We start from the raw sequence: 15,111 nt of genomic DNA, 5'->3' as shown, positions 1-15,111 counted from the left end.
CCAGAAACAATCAGAATAGTTATATTTAAAATTATATAATTTTATTATAAAATAATGTTCCAATAAACTATAATTAATTTTTATTAAATTATAAATATCGTATAATTCATGAAATGCTTGTATTGATAAGTCAGCGTCAATATCATTAAATGATATTGGGAGGAGCTTATCTTGAGATCCATCCTCTAATTCAATATAATAATATATTCTATAGGCAGAATCTTTTTCTTCAGAGTTTTGTTTTTTTAGACGTGCAAGTTCCAGATATTGAGATATTGTTGGAACATCAAATTTCATAATTGCAATATATTCATTATCTTCTTTTAGCAGGTCATAATCTTTCAAATATTCATAATTAATACTTATACTATTTATATATTGAATTAGTTTTTCTAAACTATCAAATTCTCTTTTTATTAGTTGTAGCATATACAATTTCTCCTTATGATATATTATATAGGATGTATTATAACATATATATTGTAATAAAATATAGTCTAAAATTTATAATGAATGAACTTATTGTTTTTGATATGCAACTTTAAGTTTGGAGTAAACAGTAAAACTGCAAGTATTTCATAATAATTGTAATTATTTTTATATATATGATATAATTGGATAAAAAGTTAATTTATAATGGTAAGAATATATGTTACAACTAAGGAAGGGAAAGTAAATGAAAGTTACAGAGTATAAGAAACAAATTATACAATTGTTGGATAGTGAAAAATATAAAGAAGCTATGGGGTTATGGAAAGAGGCACTTTTTAACAATAAATCAAATGTTATAAGCCAACATATATTTAATTCATCTATTTACAAGATTGGTCTTAATGATTGGAATAGTTCATATAAAGGTAATTTTGAAAGAATATATGAAATTATATGTTATATGTTAAAGGATGGGATATTTTCGTTATTATGCGATTATGAATTTATGTTTCATTCTAATAAATCTCTTGGCTGTCTAAAGTTTATAAGTATAGCAATATTATCAAATGAAGATTCTGAAAACTTAAATGAATTTTTAAAAGAAATTTATAAAAAGTCTACTTATGAAGAATTTAAAAATATAATTGAAAACTGTTTTTTTCAGCATTCATACAGATTTGTTACATTTAAGAATCTTGAAAGCAAGGATATACTTAAGGAATGTTTAATTGAAAGTGATTTATTGAAAAAAGAAGATAGAGTTTTATTTACACAAAAAATAAATAACTATAGTGGTGTACAATCAGAAAGTACTGATGAAATAGTAAATTCAATTGAAGAGTATTGGGATGACGAAGAAATAAAGTTTGAGCTTGCTATATCTCTTCTTAATGAGGATATTTTAGAGAATAAACTTAACTTAATAAGAATATTTACTTCAGATATGGCACTATTTAATTCTATATATAAATCTGCTAAAAGTAATAAAAACAACATATATATACTTATGCTGGACGATAGATTTAGAAAGCGAGTTCTAGATAGAATATTTTTAGATAATGATGATGAGCTTATAAAGCTTGTGATACATTTTATATACAAATGCTATGAAATAAAAAAACAAAATGCTATAAAATTTGATAATATTTATGATGAAATTGAAAAAGGTGTCACTGAAAATTATAGACGTAATATTGATATCATTGAAAATACTATATCGGAAATGTTTGCTTATAAGTCGAAAAATATCTTGAAATTCTTCTTAACTAAAGGTTATAAGTTAGGGTTTAATGAGAGAATTTTAACATTTGAATATATAAATGATTATAATAAATCTATTTTTGATGATTATTTAAGATATAGAATTGAAAGTTTGAATTTATATATTGATACCCAAGAGCAATATTATGAGTACATTGTTAAGATTTTACCTTTTACTTATGAAAGTTATGAAAAAAAGAAAAGCTTAATAATGGAGGCGTATGAATATTTTTTTAATCATAAAGAAATTTCTATGGTTTTAAGTTTAATTAATTCGGTAATTCAAAATAATTTTCAATTTGCCAAAGAAATTATTATTGATTTAATTACTAAAAAGAGTGATGACAAGTTTCAAATTGTATCATATTATAACCCTAAAAAGATGTGTGATGTTTTTGGAAGTTTATATGCATATTTTAAATATGATTTTATATACGAACTATTAATGGAGAAAAGTTTATTTAAAAATAGGGCCTTTAAAGATATAATTGAATACTTTGAATATACTCTTTCATTTAAATTCGATTGGTCAGTAAATGAATTGATCTATAAGAAAATATTCTTTGTTACTGATGATTTAGATAAAGTTTTTTCCTTATATGAAAAATACATAGATAAGATTTACGCTAAACACCAATTCTTTTATGAATTAGAATACATTGCTCAAAATGAAAAATTTACAGGAAAAAAAAGAGAACAAATTATAAAGGGCTTTAGTAATTTATATTATTATCTAGAGAAAACATATTATGTGAATATTTGCAATCTAAAAAATAGTATTGAAAAGTATTTCCAAGTGAATTTATGATAAGGAGTAAAAAATGATAAGAGATACTATCTTGCAAATAAATAAAAAATTTTTAGAAGAAGGGAAAAATTCACCTCAATTATTTGAGGATTTGGCACAGTTAGAACACTATATTGCTGAGAGTTATGGAAATCGTGTTTTAATTGAATTATTACAAAATGCTGATGATGCGAAATCAACAAAATCATATTTATACTATGATGGTAAAAATTTATATTTTGCTAATAATGGTAAACCCTTTGACGAAAGTGATATCATTTCAATAAGTAGGGCTGGTAGTAGTAATAAGGATAGAAAACAAATGATAGGGTATAGAGGCGTTGGATTTAAAAGTACTACTTTTTTGACAAGTGATATTATTATATTTTCTAATAATGAAAGTTTTACATTTTCTAAAAGTAAAAGTGAAGAAATATTACGTGGTTTTGGAATAAATAAGTGTCCTACAGTAAGAATACCTTTTCTTGTAGAAGGAAATATGGACAGTTCTATATTAGATATAGTAAATAAATTACAGAATAAATATAATACAATATTTATATTTAAAAATCCACAAATAAATGTATTAAAAGAAGAGTTAATGAATTTGGATAGTGATATTTTCATTTTTTTAAACAACATTACTGAATTTAAAGTTTCTGTAGAAGATGTAAATGAATTTATAGAAGTATCAAAAGAGGATACTAATATTACTATTGCAAGAAATGGAAACAAGGATATGTGGAGGGTATATAATGGTAGTACTAGTGAAAACTCTTTTCAAATAGCATTAAAAACAGATGGAAAGAAACTTATTCCTTGTTCAGGTAGCGAGTCTGTGTTACATGTTTTTTTACCTACTTTAGACAAACTTGGGTTTCCATTTAAAATTAATGGCCATTTTTCTACAGACCCTTCAAGAAAGCATATTAATTTTGATGAACAGTGTGAAGAAATATTATATGCAGTAGCAAAATTAATAATTGAGATTGTCAAAAGTGTGTTTAATGGTGAAGAAAAGGATTCAAGTATTTTGCAAATTATTACTACAAATAATTCTTTATCTAAATTTTCAATTTATTTTGAAGAAGAATTATATAAATTAATCAGAGTAATACCAATGATAAAAACAAAGGCTGATAGTTTCGTTGCAGTCTCAGGTATAAAAAAGCCACTTAAATTTTTATCATTAGATGAATATAGAATCTTAATTAACAATACAGATAATTTTAATGATAGAGTACCTTCAATAAAAATTGATAACTTTATGTATGATTTTATTAATAAATTTTGTAATGATGAATTTTCTATAGAAGAGTTAATGAGTTTTTTTACTAAGGATTTAGCAAGACAATCAACACTTCATAATATTTTAGGTAAGATTTTTGCTAATTTTATTAATGAAATTGCACAAAAAAATATTAGGTCATTAAATGTTAACAATATATGGTTACCAGGTAACCAAGAAGAATACATAAATATAAGGGGTTTATTAACAAAAAAAATAGAATTTTCAACAGCGTTTAGAGAAACATTTTATGAAAATGTTTACAAGGGGGCTCTTGATTATTTTTATGATAATTATAAAATTGATTTACGTAAATTTGAAGAGGTAAAACAAAAACAAATCTCGTTAGCAGATATAATAGAGAAATCTTCAAATAGTAACAATTATATTAATTCAAATACTTATAGTACTAATAATAAAGGTATTAAAATTAACATTTCAAAATGGAGAAGTGCAGAAATTCAATGCATTGAAATTGAAGAATTTTTATTTGGAAATAAAGCAACTGATGTAAGCAAGCAGAATAAAGGATATGATATTGAGAGTTTTGAAAATAATGGTAGTATTAGATATATAGAGGTAAAATCACTAAATAGTGAAAATGATAGTTTTACTTTAACCAATAATGAATATACTACCGCTCATATGTATGGTGAGCGATATTATATATGCTTAATTATAAATCAGGTTTCTCGAATAAAAGTAATTTATATAAAAGATCCAATAAATAAATTAAAAATGGAAAAGCGAGTTAAACAATGGGAATGGCTCTGTGAAAAATTTGAAGGTGATGAATTTAATATAGATATTTAAAAATATTAAAAAGATACATGGAGTTTATTAAAATAAATTTTTTAATGTAGGTATAGAAATTATTAAAGAACCATTATTAATGAAGAGCTGTTTATACAAGGTTATAACAAAAAAATTTTTGCATATTGTAATGTAAAAAGTATTAGAGCTTTAATAAATAGTAATTTTATGATTATTTAAAGTTTATATTACACTGATTGGTATAAATTTATAAATATAGTTTTTAAGGGGTGGTGGTGTGAATTGGGTTGTAGAATATTGCAAAGCCAAGTTTTACTCTCAATTTGATTTAGACAAGTTATTGGATCAAATTGATAAAAATATAGATCTATGTATTACTGAAATAAGTCATGAAATGCTCTATCTTTTGGATAAGATAGTGACAACAGAGCCTTGTTCATATTGGAACACATCTGTTTGTGGGCAAGTATATAAATTACTGGAAGACTTATATAATAATCATAGTAAGGATTTAGAAATTGACGAAACAATTTTTGAGTATTTTTTAATGGGTTATAATTCATACTTACAGATTTCTCAAACAATATTAGATTTGCGTAATTTTAATATAGCTCAAGAAACAAAAACACTACTGTATAGATTACCAACTTATACTGCAATTCTTGAAAGTTGTTTGTCCAACTTCTTAAGAGTTATTGCTTTTTTGACAGGTAAAGCGATAAATAAAGATTATACGTCCCAAAATACGCTCAGTAAATTGGTTGCAGTAGTTAATAAAAATGGATATGAAGAAATTGCAAAAAATATTAATGTGAATTTAAGAAATGCAATAAATCACGGAAAAGTTGCAGTAAAGAGGCAGGCAATTGGTGAAAGACTATGTTTTTATTATATTGAAAACCATGTTTCTAAGTGTCTTGAGTTATCTGTACACGAATTTGATTATATGATAGATTCTGCATTCGACACAGCTAGCGGGGTTTTGCTAGGATTGACTCTTTTCATTAATAAACACATTGAATTATTAAATATTGATACTGTTAAAAGAGATTATCCAGCTTTTTCTTTAATTGCAATGCAACTTAGTATACCTTGTATTTATTGTCGTAGCATAAGTGATATTGGTAATAACAAACAATTGAATGTTGATATAGAAATTCAAAATACAGATAGAGCTTATATCGGTCAAATTGCAACATTAATGGCTATATTAGTTTTTGATCACTACAAAGAATATATGAGCAATACATGTTCTCTTTCAGCAATCCTAGAATGCTTACTGGATGGATACGGTATACAAATAAAGAAATTGTTGATATGTATACCCAAGAAAAGAATTTTGATGTTGTATTAAAAAGTGTAATTGAGCGAGGTGATTTCATTATTTTTGATCCTTCAACTGAAGTTGTCGATTTAACTGAAGTAAAATACTTTTGTTTTCCAAACTACACAACTGACAAATATAAAATAAATAATATACAAGATGTCAGTAATCAGGAGCGAAAACGGCTGAGAGCTCATTTATATATTGGAGATGTTGAAAATAAGGAAGAAATTCTTGAAGTTATTACTAATGCAATTGAATGGCTAAAAGGTATCAAAAATCCACCATCACCAAGAATACAACAAAAGCATGGTTTAATGGAAGCAGATTCTTTATATATTAATGTTTATAAAAAGGATTATCGTACAAATAAGGAGATATTGCCAAACAATAAGAATTTTATTTGTTTTGTAGATTATAATTCTAAAGGAAAAACCACACTTAAAAACGGAGGCTTACCAGAATATATTTGGAATAAATTTTATCATGAAATAATAGGTAACATTGAAATTGCCTGGCGTGAAAGTTGTTATTTTACAAGACATTCTAAAAAAGTTGGACGCAATGATTTTTGTCCATGTGGAAGTGGAAAAAAGTATAAAAAATGTTGTGGCAAATGATTTTTATAGTGTTTTTACATAAGTTCTGTGTATACTATTCAGAGTATGTATAAGACTAGCATTTTTACAAGTGCTAGTTTTTTTATTATAGAATTTTAGTGGTGTTAGAAAGTTATTTAAATTTAAAAAAGAAGTATAGTTATTTATAAAAGTAAATACACTTTTGATAAATACTTACTTGAACAATACGATAGATCCTAAAACAAACTTGGATAAAATGGAAAATGTGTTTTTATTTAATATTGTATAGGGTATAATATATAATAATGAATTATTTTAAATGAATAGGAGTTATAAAAATGTACAATAAATTTTTACAAATATTAAAGGAAACAAAGGGTATTCATAATTCATTAAATGAAATATTAAAATATGATTTTATCTACCATTCTAATAAAATAGAGGGAAGTACATTTACGACAGAAGCTTTACAAATGCTTATGGAAAAAAATATAGTTACAGGAACTCATACTTTAGATGATGTACAAGAAACTGTGAATTCGTTTTATACATTTGATTTAATTATTGATAGTTTGGATAAGCCTTTAACTTTAGAAATGATAAAAGAGTGGCATGCTAGTTTAATGTATAGAACTAGACTATATGATTTAGGTTTAGCAGGTGTTTTTAAGAAATATTCTAATAAAATATTAGGGGCTAATTTTGATACAGCAAATCCTTGGGAAGTTGAAGATAAATTGAATATTTTAATAAATAAATTTAATAATCTAAAAGAAGTAACATTAGAAGATATAGCAAAATTTCATTTAGAATTTGAAAAGATACATCCATTTCAAGATGGTAATGGAAGAATAGGTCGTTTTATATTTTTAAAACAATTACTTGATAATAGGTTACCGCTTAAATATATGAATGGTGAAACTTCAACTGAATATAAAAAAGCTTTAGAGGAATCTACAAATAATAATGTAAAACCTCTTATTAATTATTTAAATAAACAGAGGAATTTTATTGAAGAGAATAGGAATATGTTTTAATTAAATTATACAATAAAACTTGTTTAGTGAGAGGAATGTATTAATATGAAAAAAGTTCCCTATGGTATATCTAATTTTCAGACAATCAGAGAACAAAATTATTTATATGTAGACAAAAGTAAATACATTGAGATTCTAGAAAATGAGCCTCCATATCAGTTTTTTATAAGGCCTAGAAAGTTTGGTAAAAGTTTATTTTTATCTATGATAGAAAATTATTATGATATAAATAAAGCTGAAAAATTTGAAGAATTATTTAAAGATTTATATATAGGGTTAAATCCAACTGAGAGAAGAAATCAGTATTTAGTATTATATATAAATTTCTCTAATTTAGTGGTAAGTGAAGGAAAAGAAAGATTTATAGAAAGTTTTGATAACTGTGTTTTGTCAGCTGCTAAGGAGTTTTTGGCTAAATATGATAAGTTTTTTCAAGATAAAGATATTTTAAATGAATCTAAAGGTGCTGAAATAGTTATAAATAAAATTATATCATTGACTAATACCACAAATAAAAAAATGTTTATAATAATTGATGAGTATGATAACTTTGCAAATGATTTAATTTCATGTGGTAATAAAAATTTATATTATGAAGTGATATCAAGCGAGGGATATGTAAGAACTTTTTATAAAACTATAAAAACTGGCACTGCATTTTGTGTAGAAAGAATTTTTATTACAGGAGTAAGTCCTATAATGCTAGATGATTTAACTAGCGGATTTAACATAACAATTAATTTGACTTTAGAAAATAATGTAAATGAGATGCTGGGTTTTAATGAAGAAGAAATAAGAAGCATATTAAAAGAATATAAAATAGATGAAATGTTTGATTTAGAAACTGTTTTAAAAGACATGAAAAAATATTATGATGGTTATTTGTTTAGTAAGTTTTCAAAAAATAGAGTATATAATCCAAGTTTGTCTCTTTATTTTATACAAAATATTATAAAAAATAAAGTTTATCCTGAAAATTTATTAGATATGAATATTAAAACTGATTATAGAAAGTTAGAAAATATGGCATTTAATTTTAGGGATGAGGAAATTGTAAAAAAACTTATTTTAGGAGAAGAAATAAGCACAAAATTGGTGGAAAAATTTAATTTAGAATATATGTATGATAAAAAGGAGAATTTTGTATCTCTACTATATTATATGGGTATGCTTACAATTCACAATACTTATTTTGATAAGTATATTATGGCCATACCTAATTATGCAGTTAGGACTATTTATTGGGAATATTTTATTGAAAAATTTCAAGAAAAATCCAAATTATTAGTAGAAGATGAAATGTTATTTGATGCGGTAAATAATATGGCTTCAAATGGCAAAATAACATTATTTAATGAGTATTTAAAGAATTTTATTTCTGTATTATCTAATAGAGATTTAATGCAGTTTAATGAAAAAAGTGTAAAGATGATTTTAATTTCTTTTTTTATAAATGGTATATATCTAGTAAATAGTGAATTTGAGGTAGAAGGTGGATATATAGATATATTTCTTTCTTCAAATAAAGCTTATGATAAATATATTAATTATGAGTGGGTTATAGAACTTAAATATATAAAGGAAAGTGAAAAAGATAAGTTCGAAGAAGTCAAAAATCAGGGATTAGAGCAACTTCAAAGATATAAATGCAGCAGCAAATTAGAACATGCTTCAAATAAAAGCAAGAAATATTTATTGATAATTGTTATAGGTAAAAAACATGTGGAATGTATTGAATTATAGAAGGTGGAGCTAATGAATAAATATTAGCAAAATATCATATAACTCAATTTTTGCATATAAATTTGTAAGTTTTACATTAGATTAATAAGGGTTTTTCATTCTAAATTTTCAATTTTACATTATAACTAATCCTCTAGCATATTAATATATATAGCAATATGCTGGAGGATTTTTTGTGTCTAAAGTAGATATAGAATTTCATTATGGGGATAAGAACTTTCAGGAGCTATTGGAGAAAATTATTTTAGAAAAGATTTTATATTACAGCATTACGAAAAAAAATAAAATATGCTATAGTAAAGATAATCGCACAGCTGCCATTTACTCTAAAGAGCAAGATTGAGGGAGTGAATGGCATGAGAAAAATATGGAATGTGGCTATATACGCTAGAGTTTCCACAGATAAAAAAGAACAACAAGAGTCTATACCAGCTCAAGTTTCCAGTCTAAAAAAATGGCTTTTAGAAAAAAGCAAAAACGATAAAGAAGCAGTTTACAATCTTATTGATGTCTATGAAGACGCAGGCTTTTCAGGATCTAATTTTGAGCGGGACAGTTTTATAAAAATGAAGGAAGATATAGAGCATAAAAAGATAAATATGGTTTTAACTAGGGATTTATCAAGGTTTTCAAGAAACTATATAACTGCTGGATATTATCTAGAGGATTATTTTAAAGTAAATGGAATAAGATTTATATCGGTACTTGATAATGTAGATACCCTTGAGGAAGTTAATGATATAGTTCCATTTAAAAATATTTTAAATGAGATGTATATAAAAGACTGCTCAAGGCGTTCAAGAGATGGACTAAAGCAGAGAATGCTTAGGGGATCTTCTATTGCCAGTAAACCACCCTATGGCTATAAATTTCAAAAGCAGTACAATGAAAATATCAAAACTATAGCTCTTGTACCAGCGGGAGATGAAACTACTGAAGTAGTAAAAGAGATTTATAATTTATATTTGCAAGGATGGGGCGCTGGGAGAATTGCATCTTATTTGAATAGTAAGGGGATTAAACCGCCCTCAGCAAGACTTGAAAATTTTGCTTTTTCTAAATTTGGACTTTGGAATAGCAATACAATATTGTCTATATTAAAAAATCCCAAATATGCAGGATACATGGTTCAAGGTAGGTATAAAAAAATAAGCTATAAGGTAAAAAAAGTAGTTAAGACACCTAAAGAGGAGTGGATAATAGGCGGAGAATTCCCAGGGATAATTTCTAAAGAGATTTTTGAAAAAACTCAAAGGGAGATTCAAAAAAGAGCTAATGGATATAGATATAAGTATGATAGTGTGCATATTTTCTCTGGAATACTAAAATGTAATGAATGTGGTGGCAGCATGTCCTATAGAAAAAAATATAAAGGCTATAAATGCACAAACAGTCAGCAGGGTGCCAAAAGATGTACTGCACATTCAATAAAAGAGGACTATCTTAAAGAAACTATTATTTCAGATTTGAAAAATTATGTATCTAAAATCAATAAGGGAGAAATTTATAAAAAAGCAAAGTCAAAGGTAACAAAAAAGAAAAATAAGAATTCAGAATTAGATACTATTCAAAGAGAACTGCAAAAATTAGATAAGCAATTTGAAAAACTGTATTTAGATAAGCTAGAAGATGTAATAAATGAAAGAAATTTTAAGATGGTTTTAGAGAACATTCAATCAAAGCAAGCAAGATTACTTAGAAAAAAAGAAGAATTATGCAAAGCAATACACAATGAAAAATCTGTAGATGATGAATATAAATATTATAAGGATAAGATAGATAGAATTATAAATTTTCAGGAATTTGATAGATTTATTGTGGAAAGCCTAATAGATAAGATTGTGGTTACTGAAGATAAAAATACTAGGGATAAGAGGGTACAGGTTTATTATAAGTTCAATTAAAAGGTGGAATAAGTGATCCGAGAAATGAAAATATCTTTAAGATGTTTAATTTACTAGGTATTGGAGAACGTGCAGGTTCAGGCCTCGAAAATATACAATTAGCATGGAAAGAACAACAGTGGTTAGCACCAGATTTGGAAGAATTATATGATCCAGATAGAATAGTATTGACATTAAGGACAATTTCAATGTTACCAGAACAAAGCATAATGTTACTTAAAGCAGCATTAAGGAATAAGTATAATGAATTAAAGAGAGAAGAAGTTATGGCACTAGTAGCAGCAGATCAAGAGGAATATGTTACTAATAATAGACTTCAACAACTACTGGATACACATGCAATAAATAGTCATAAAATACTATCATCATTAGTTGATAAAGGTTATTTGGAGGCTGATGGAATAGGCAGAGGAACTAAGTATTATTTAACAGAATTATTTAAAAACGTAAGCAATGGAAATATAAATGATATAGATAATGATGATTGTGATAAAAAATCAGTTGTTTTAGGAGAAGATGAAAAAAAGGTGCTAGATTATATAATAAAAAATGAATCTATAAATACTAAAAAATGTATTAGTGAGTTAGGTTTTGGTAGAACGAAGAGTAAAGAGATTTTTAATGCATTAATACAATTAGATAAAATAAAAAGAATTGGAGCAGGGTCGAAAATTAGATATGTATTAGTAGATTCAAATGTAGAAGAATAAAAACGACCGGTCGCGACCTGCAGCGACCGATGGAAATTTAATTAAAAAGACCTATATCCTGAACAAGGAGACCGCCACATGCATAGGTCTTTCAGCCGTGAAGCTTTTAAAAAAAGATCAAGATGCAACTATGATTGTTTTGCCATCAGATCATTATATAGAGGGCAATGAAGAATTTATAGATACCATAAATCAAGCAGTAGAGATAGTCCAGAGAAGAAGGGGACTTGTGACCATAGGGATAAATCCTACGAGGCCTGAAACTGGATATGGTTATATAAGAGCTGGTGAAAGAATAGTCAGCAGAATACCTTCATATAAGGTTGAGAGATTTTTGGAAAAACCAAATCTTGAAGTGGCCAAGGATTTAATATTGGATGGAAATTATATGTGGAACAGTGGAATGTTCATATGGAGGGCAGATGTATTCCTTAGAGAAATGGAGAGGTATTTACCTAAAATGTATGAAAGGCTTATGAATATATATAAGGCTTTAGATACAGAGGAAGAGGAAAAGGTTATAGCGGAAGAATATCAGTTAATAGATGGGATATCTGCAGACTTTGGAATAATGCAAAAGACTAGAAAAGCTTATGTAATAAAAAGTAATTTTATATGGGATGATATTGGCAGTTTTGAGTCCCTTAGTAGGTTTTTAGAAAATTTCCGAGGAAATAGTATATCCGGCAATGCCTACATGGAGGAAAGTGAAAATTGTGCTATATTTGGAGGGGAGAAACTTATAATTGGTTTTGGAATAAAGGATTTGGTAATAGTAGATTCAAAAGATGTGATTCTTATTATGGACAAAAATAAGGATCAGGAAATGAAACATTTAGTAAATAAAATGAAGGATGATGAGGATTTAAGTGAATATTTGTAAAAAAAATCTAAAATATCCATTGCTTATTTTTGAGGTAATTCATAATAGAGTTATAAAATAATTTAATGGTAAAGGGGATGTGACACTAAAAATAAACACTACGATATATTGTGATGGATTTAAATATGTCACAATATATCGTATGTAAATTTTTTAATGAAATAGCCCTTTAATTATTGTATACTAGCCTTCCCTTTATTATCTACTAGCTTTTCCTTTATTAGCTACAGAATCAGCGTTCAATCGTTTGGTTTCTTCCATAGTGTTTGTAAAGCTATCAGCAGGCATAGCACTACTTGTCATTGAGGTACTAGACATATTAGACATACTAGATGTAGAACTAGCCATACCTTTATTAGCAACAGATTCATCGTTTAATCTCTTGGTTTCTTCAATAGTATTTGTAAAGCTATTAGAAGGTATAGTGCTACTTGTCATTGAGTTGTTAGACATAGAACGACCTTTTCCTTTATTAGCTACAGATTGAGCATTTAATCTTTTAGTTTCTTCCATAGTATTATTATTCATAAGTAATACACCTCTCTTTTTATAAAGTTTATCCGATGACTACCTTCCGTAACACTCCCACTTCTAACAAAGTGGGAGATAACGGCAGCTACGTCCTTGGATAACGGTCTCTAACCTTTAGTTGGAGTAAAAACTCCATCTGAAGCTAAGAGCTCTGTTTATTTTTTTGTACACTTTTATTTTGTCTATTTTGCATTAGTATATTAGTATGTAATGGTGGGATTTGAGGAAATTTTTTTGCTATATGAGATTTAAAGAAAAGTTTTAACCAAGAAGTCACCACTTCAGTGTAAGCAAGTGGTGGGAAAGTTCATATTGTTTATTGTTTATTGTTTATGAAGAGGGAGTTTCTTAGTTAGTATAATAATGGTAAACTTTAAAATTATATATCCAAAATTTTTCTTTTTTCTGGTATAATTTTTATATGAGAAAATTTATTTATAGTTGTTATAGGGGGCAGTATGAATTTATGAAAAGAAAAATATTAAATGTAATCAGTATTTTATTAATAGTTTCGGGAATAGCTATTATAGGTGCTACTCTTTATTTAAGATATTCAGCGGAAAAGAAAAACAAGGACATGGTAAAACAGTTTGAGGAAATGGTGAAAGATAGTAAAAATAAAGAAACAAAGGGTAAAGAAACAGAAAAGGTGGATTCTAAGGATAAAGATAAAAAGGACACTTCTTTACCAAAGGGAACTATAGGGATTATAAATATACCTAAAATTGACTTAACTGTAGCTATAGGAGAGGGCATTAAAAAGGAACTTTTAAGGTATGCGGTGGGACACTTTTCTGAAACTGTGATGCCAGGTGAAAAAGGGAATTGTGCTCTGGCAGGACATAGTAGCTATGTGTACAATGAGTTTTTTAATGGACTGGAAGAGAACATAAAGGATGGAGACGAAATTTTAATAAAAACCATGCAAGGGGATTTTGTGTATAAAGTTTATGAAAAATTTGTAGTGGAACCTGAAAGGGTGGATGTTTTAAATCCTTCTGAAGAAAGTATTCTTACTTTAGTAACTTGTACAGAAAAGGGAAAAAGAAGGTTGATAGTAAGGGGAAAATTGCAAAAATAAATTATTGTATAAATCATTTTATAGCTATTATTTTTATTAACATAATTATATATATAAAACCCTACATAATTTTATTCACACGAATCTGTAGGGTTTATAATTTTGTGTAAATACATTTCACTCTATGAAAAAAGTAGAAATATAAAAGCTTATTTTGAATTATTATGATGAAATATTTAATAATTTGAAGTAAATTGGTTATATAAAAAAATTTCAGAAGTTTAGCGCTTAAAAATTTTTGGGGCGTGAGCCCGCTGATTTATAATGAATGATTGAGGGTTAGGTTAAAAACCATAAATTCTGATTTTTGCTGGAAATTTTAGAGAAAAAATTTGCATAATAAAAGCATCCTTTTTATAATAGTTTTTACTAGAAACCAACTTAAAAAGGATGCTGATAAAATGAGTAAAAGTTATTTAAAACAATTACTTACTTATATTAATAAGGTATACGATATAGGTGAAAAAATCAATAACTTAAAAGATAAAAGAATAAAATCTGATGTAAAAATTTCAACAATTACCTTCGTGGTGTTATTTGGATTTATGCTTCAGATAAGAAGTTTCAATAGATTAGAACATTGGCTTAAAAAAGGCAAGTTTAAAAAAGTAATACCTAAAAAAACTAAAATGCCACGCATTGATGCCGTTAGGCGCTCCTTAAGTGATTTTGATTTAGATGGATTAAAAGAAATTCATAAACATATAATAAAAACCATTGTAAAAAATAAAGTATTTAGAAATGGTACTATAGATAAATTAAAAGTAGTTGCCATA

At 26.5% G+C, this 15,111-nt stretch carries 13 protein-coding genes and 1 pseudogene; 12 read left to right on the top strand and 2 right to left on the bottom strand.

The genetic code is table 11. From position 1 onward, the window contains the following. The coding region (locus FGK85_RS12200) for a hypothetical protein (protein ID WP_138207025.1) at positions 1 to 429 on the bottom strand (429 nt) is incomplete at its 3' end. A gap of 247 nt (positions 430 to 676) precedes the next feature. On the opposite strand from FGK85_RS12200, the gene FGK85_RS12195 reads away from it, so the two are divergent. The 10 genes and pseudogenes from FGK85_RS12195 to FGK85_RS12155 form a co-directional block, all read left to right on the top strand. After that, positions 677 to 2,500, top strand: coding sequence for a hypothetical protein (locus FGK85_RS12195; protein WP_138207023.1), 1,824 nt, complete (start codon positions 677 to 679; stop codon positions 2,498 to 2,500). Positions 2,501 to 2,513: 13 nt separating this feature from the next. Next, entirely contained in the window at positions 2,514 to 4,580 is a 2,067-nt protein-coding gene (locus tag FGK85_RS12190; RefSeq protein ID WP_138207021.1) for a sacsin N-terminal ATP-binding-like domain-containing protein, read from the top strand. Between the two features lie 238 nt (positions 4,581 to 4,818). Next, on the top strand, positions 4,819 to 5,895 hold the full coding sequence (locus tag FGK85_RS12185) for a hypothetical protein (protein WP_138207019.1): 1,077 nt from the start codon (positions 4,819 to 4,821) through the stop codon (positions 5,893 to 5,895). After that, a complete protein-coding gene (locus FGK85_RS15650; protein ID WP_243122872.1) occupies positions 5,859 to 6,485 on the top strand; it encodes an SEC-C metal-binding domain-containing protein in 627 nt (208 codons plus the stop codon). Before FGK85_RS12185 ends, FGK85_RS15650 begins: the two co-directional genes overlap by 37 nt. Positions 6,486 to 6,784: 299 nt before the next feature. Beyond that, positions 6,785 to 7,483: a Fic family protein gene (locus tag FGK85_RS12175; RefSeq protein WP_102401506.1), complete on the top strand. Its 699-nt coding sequence runs from the start codon at positions 6,785 to 6,787 to the stop codon at positions 7,481 to 7,483. A 45-nt stretch (positions 7,484 to 7,528) separates the two neighbouring features. Further along, complete coding sequence (locus FGK85_RS12170; RefSeq protein ID WP_138207017.1) at positions 7,529 to 9,226, top strand: AAA family ATPase; 1,698 nt, start codon at positions 7,529 to 7,531, stop codon at positions 9,224 to 9,226. Between the two features lie 175 nt (positions 9,227 to 9,401). Next, positions 9,402 to 9,569 (top strand): hypothetical protein, encoded by a 168-nt coding sequence (locus tag FGK85_RS15420; protein ID WP_171011415.1) that lies wholly within the window; start codon positions 9,402 to 9,404, stop codon positions 9,567 to 9,569. Positions 9,570 to 9,582: 13 nt separating this feature from the next. Further along, positions 9,583 to 11,130, top strand: coding sequence for a recombinase family protein (locus tag FGK85_RS12165; RefSeq protein ID WP_138207015.1), 1,548 nt, complete (start codon positions 9,583 to 9,585; stop codon positions 11,128 to 11,130). 41 nt (positions 11,131 to 11,171) lie between these two features. After that, complete coding sequence (locus tag FGK85_RS12160; RefSeq protein ID WP_243122871.1) at positions 11,172 to 11,840, top strand: hypothetical protein; 669 nt, start codon at positions 11,172 to 11,174, stop codon at positions 11,838 to 11,840. A 16-nt stretch (positions 11,841 to 11,856) separates the two neighbouring features. Then, positions 11,857 to 12,723 (top strand): annotated as a pseudogene (locus FGK85_RS12155) (mannose-1-phosphate guanylyltransferase); the annotation flags it as partial. A 198-nt stretch (positions 12,724 to 12,921) separates the two neighbouring features. On the opposite strand, the gene FGK85_RS12150 reads toward FGK85_RS12155, so the two are convergent. Beyond that, entirely contained in the window at positions 12,922 to 13,251 is a 330-nt protein-coding gene (locus tag FGK85_RS12150) for a hypothetical protein (protein WP_138207013.1), read from the bottom strand. A 469-nt stretch (positions 13,252 to 13,720) separates the two neighbouring features. Here FGK85_RS12150 and FGK85_RS12145 point away from each other — a divergent pair, with 469 nt between their 5' ends. Both FGK85_RS12145 and FGK85_RS12140 read left to right on the top strand, forming a co-directional pair. After that, positions 13,721 to 14,335 (top strand): class D sortase, encoded by a 615-nt coding sequence (locus tag FGK85_RS12145; protein WP_138207011.1) that lies wholly within the window; start codon positions 13,721 to 13,723, stop codon positions 14,333 to 14,335. Between the two features lie 401 nt (positions 14,336 to 14,736). Continuing rightward, positions 14,737 to 15,111 (top strand): hypothetical protein (locus FGK85_RS12140; protein WP_341472459.1); only part of this gene is annotated, 375 nt, incomplete at its 3' end.

Origin of the sequence: Haloimpatiens lingqiaonensis, assembly GCF_901447495.1 — a bacterium.
In the GTDB taxonomy this organism is placed as follows: domain Bacteria; phylum Bacillota; class Clostridia; order Clostridiales; family Clostridiaceae; genus Haloimpatiens; species Haloimpatiens lingqiaonensis.
Note: the sequence above shows the minus strand (reverse complement) of the source record. Positions and strands in the feature narration are given on the sequence as shown.

Bases quoted from the DNA above. Each gene is read 5' to 3' on its own strand.
- FGK85_RS12195 (WP_138207023.1), top strand. From the start codon at position 677: ATGAAAGTTACAGAGTATAAGAAACAAATTATACAATTGTTGGATAGT.
- FGK85_RS12190 (WP_138207021.1), top strand. From the start codon at position 2,514: ATGATAAGAGATACTATCTTGCAAATAAATAAAAAATTTTTAGAAGAA.
- FGK85_RS15650 (WP_243122872.1), top strand. From the start codon at position 5,859: ATGTATACCCAAGAAAAGAATTTTGATGTTGTATTAAAAAGTGTAATT.
- FGK85_RS12175 (WP_102401506.1), top strand. From the start codon at position 6,785: ATGTACAATAAATTTTTACAAATATTAAAGGAAACAAAGGGTATTCAT.
- FGK85_RS12170 (WP_138207017.1), top strand. From the start codon at position 7,529: ATGAAAAAAGTTCCCTATGGTATATCTAATTTTCAGACAATCAGAGAA.
- FGK85_RS12165 (WP_138207015.1), top strand. From the start codon at position 9,583: ATGAGAAAAATATGGAATGTGGCTATATACGCTAGAGTTTCCACAGAT.
- FGK85_RS12160 (WP_243122871.1), top strand. From the start codon at position 11,172: ATGTTTAATTTACTAGGTATTGGAGAACGTGCAGGTTCAGGCCTCGAA.
- FGK85_RS12150 (WP_138207013.1), bottom strand. From the start codon at position 13,251: ATGAATAATAATACTATGGAAGAAACTAAAAGATTAAATGCTCAATCT.
- FGK85_RS12145 (WP_138207011.1), top strand. From the start codon at position 13,721: ATGAAAAGAAAAATATTAAATGTAATCAGTATTTTATTAATAGTTTCG.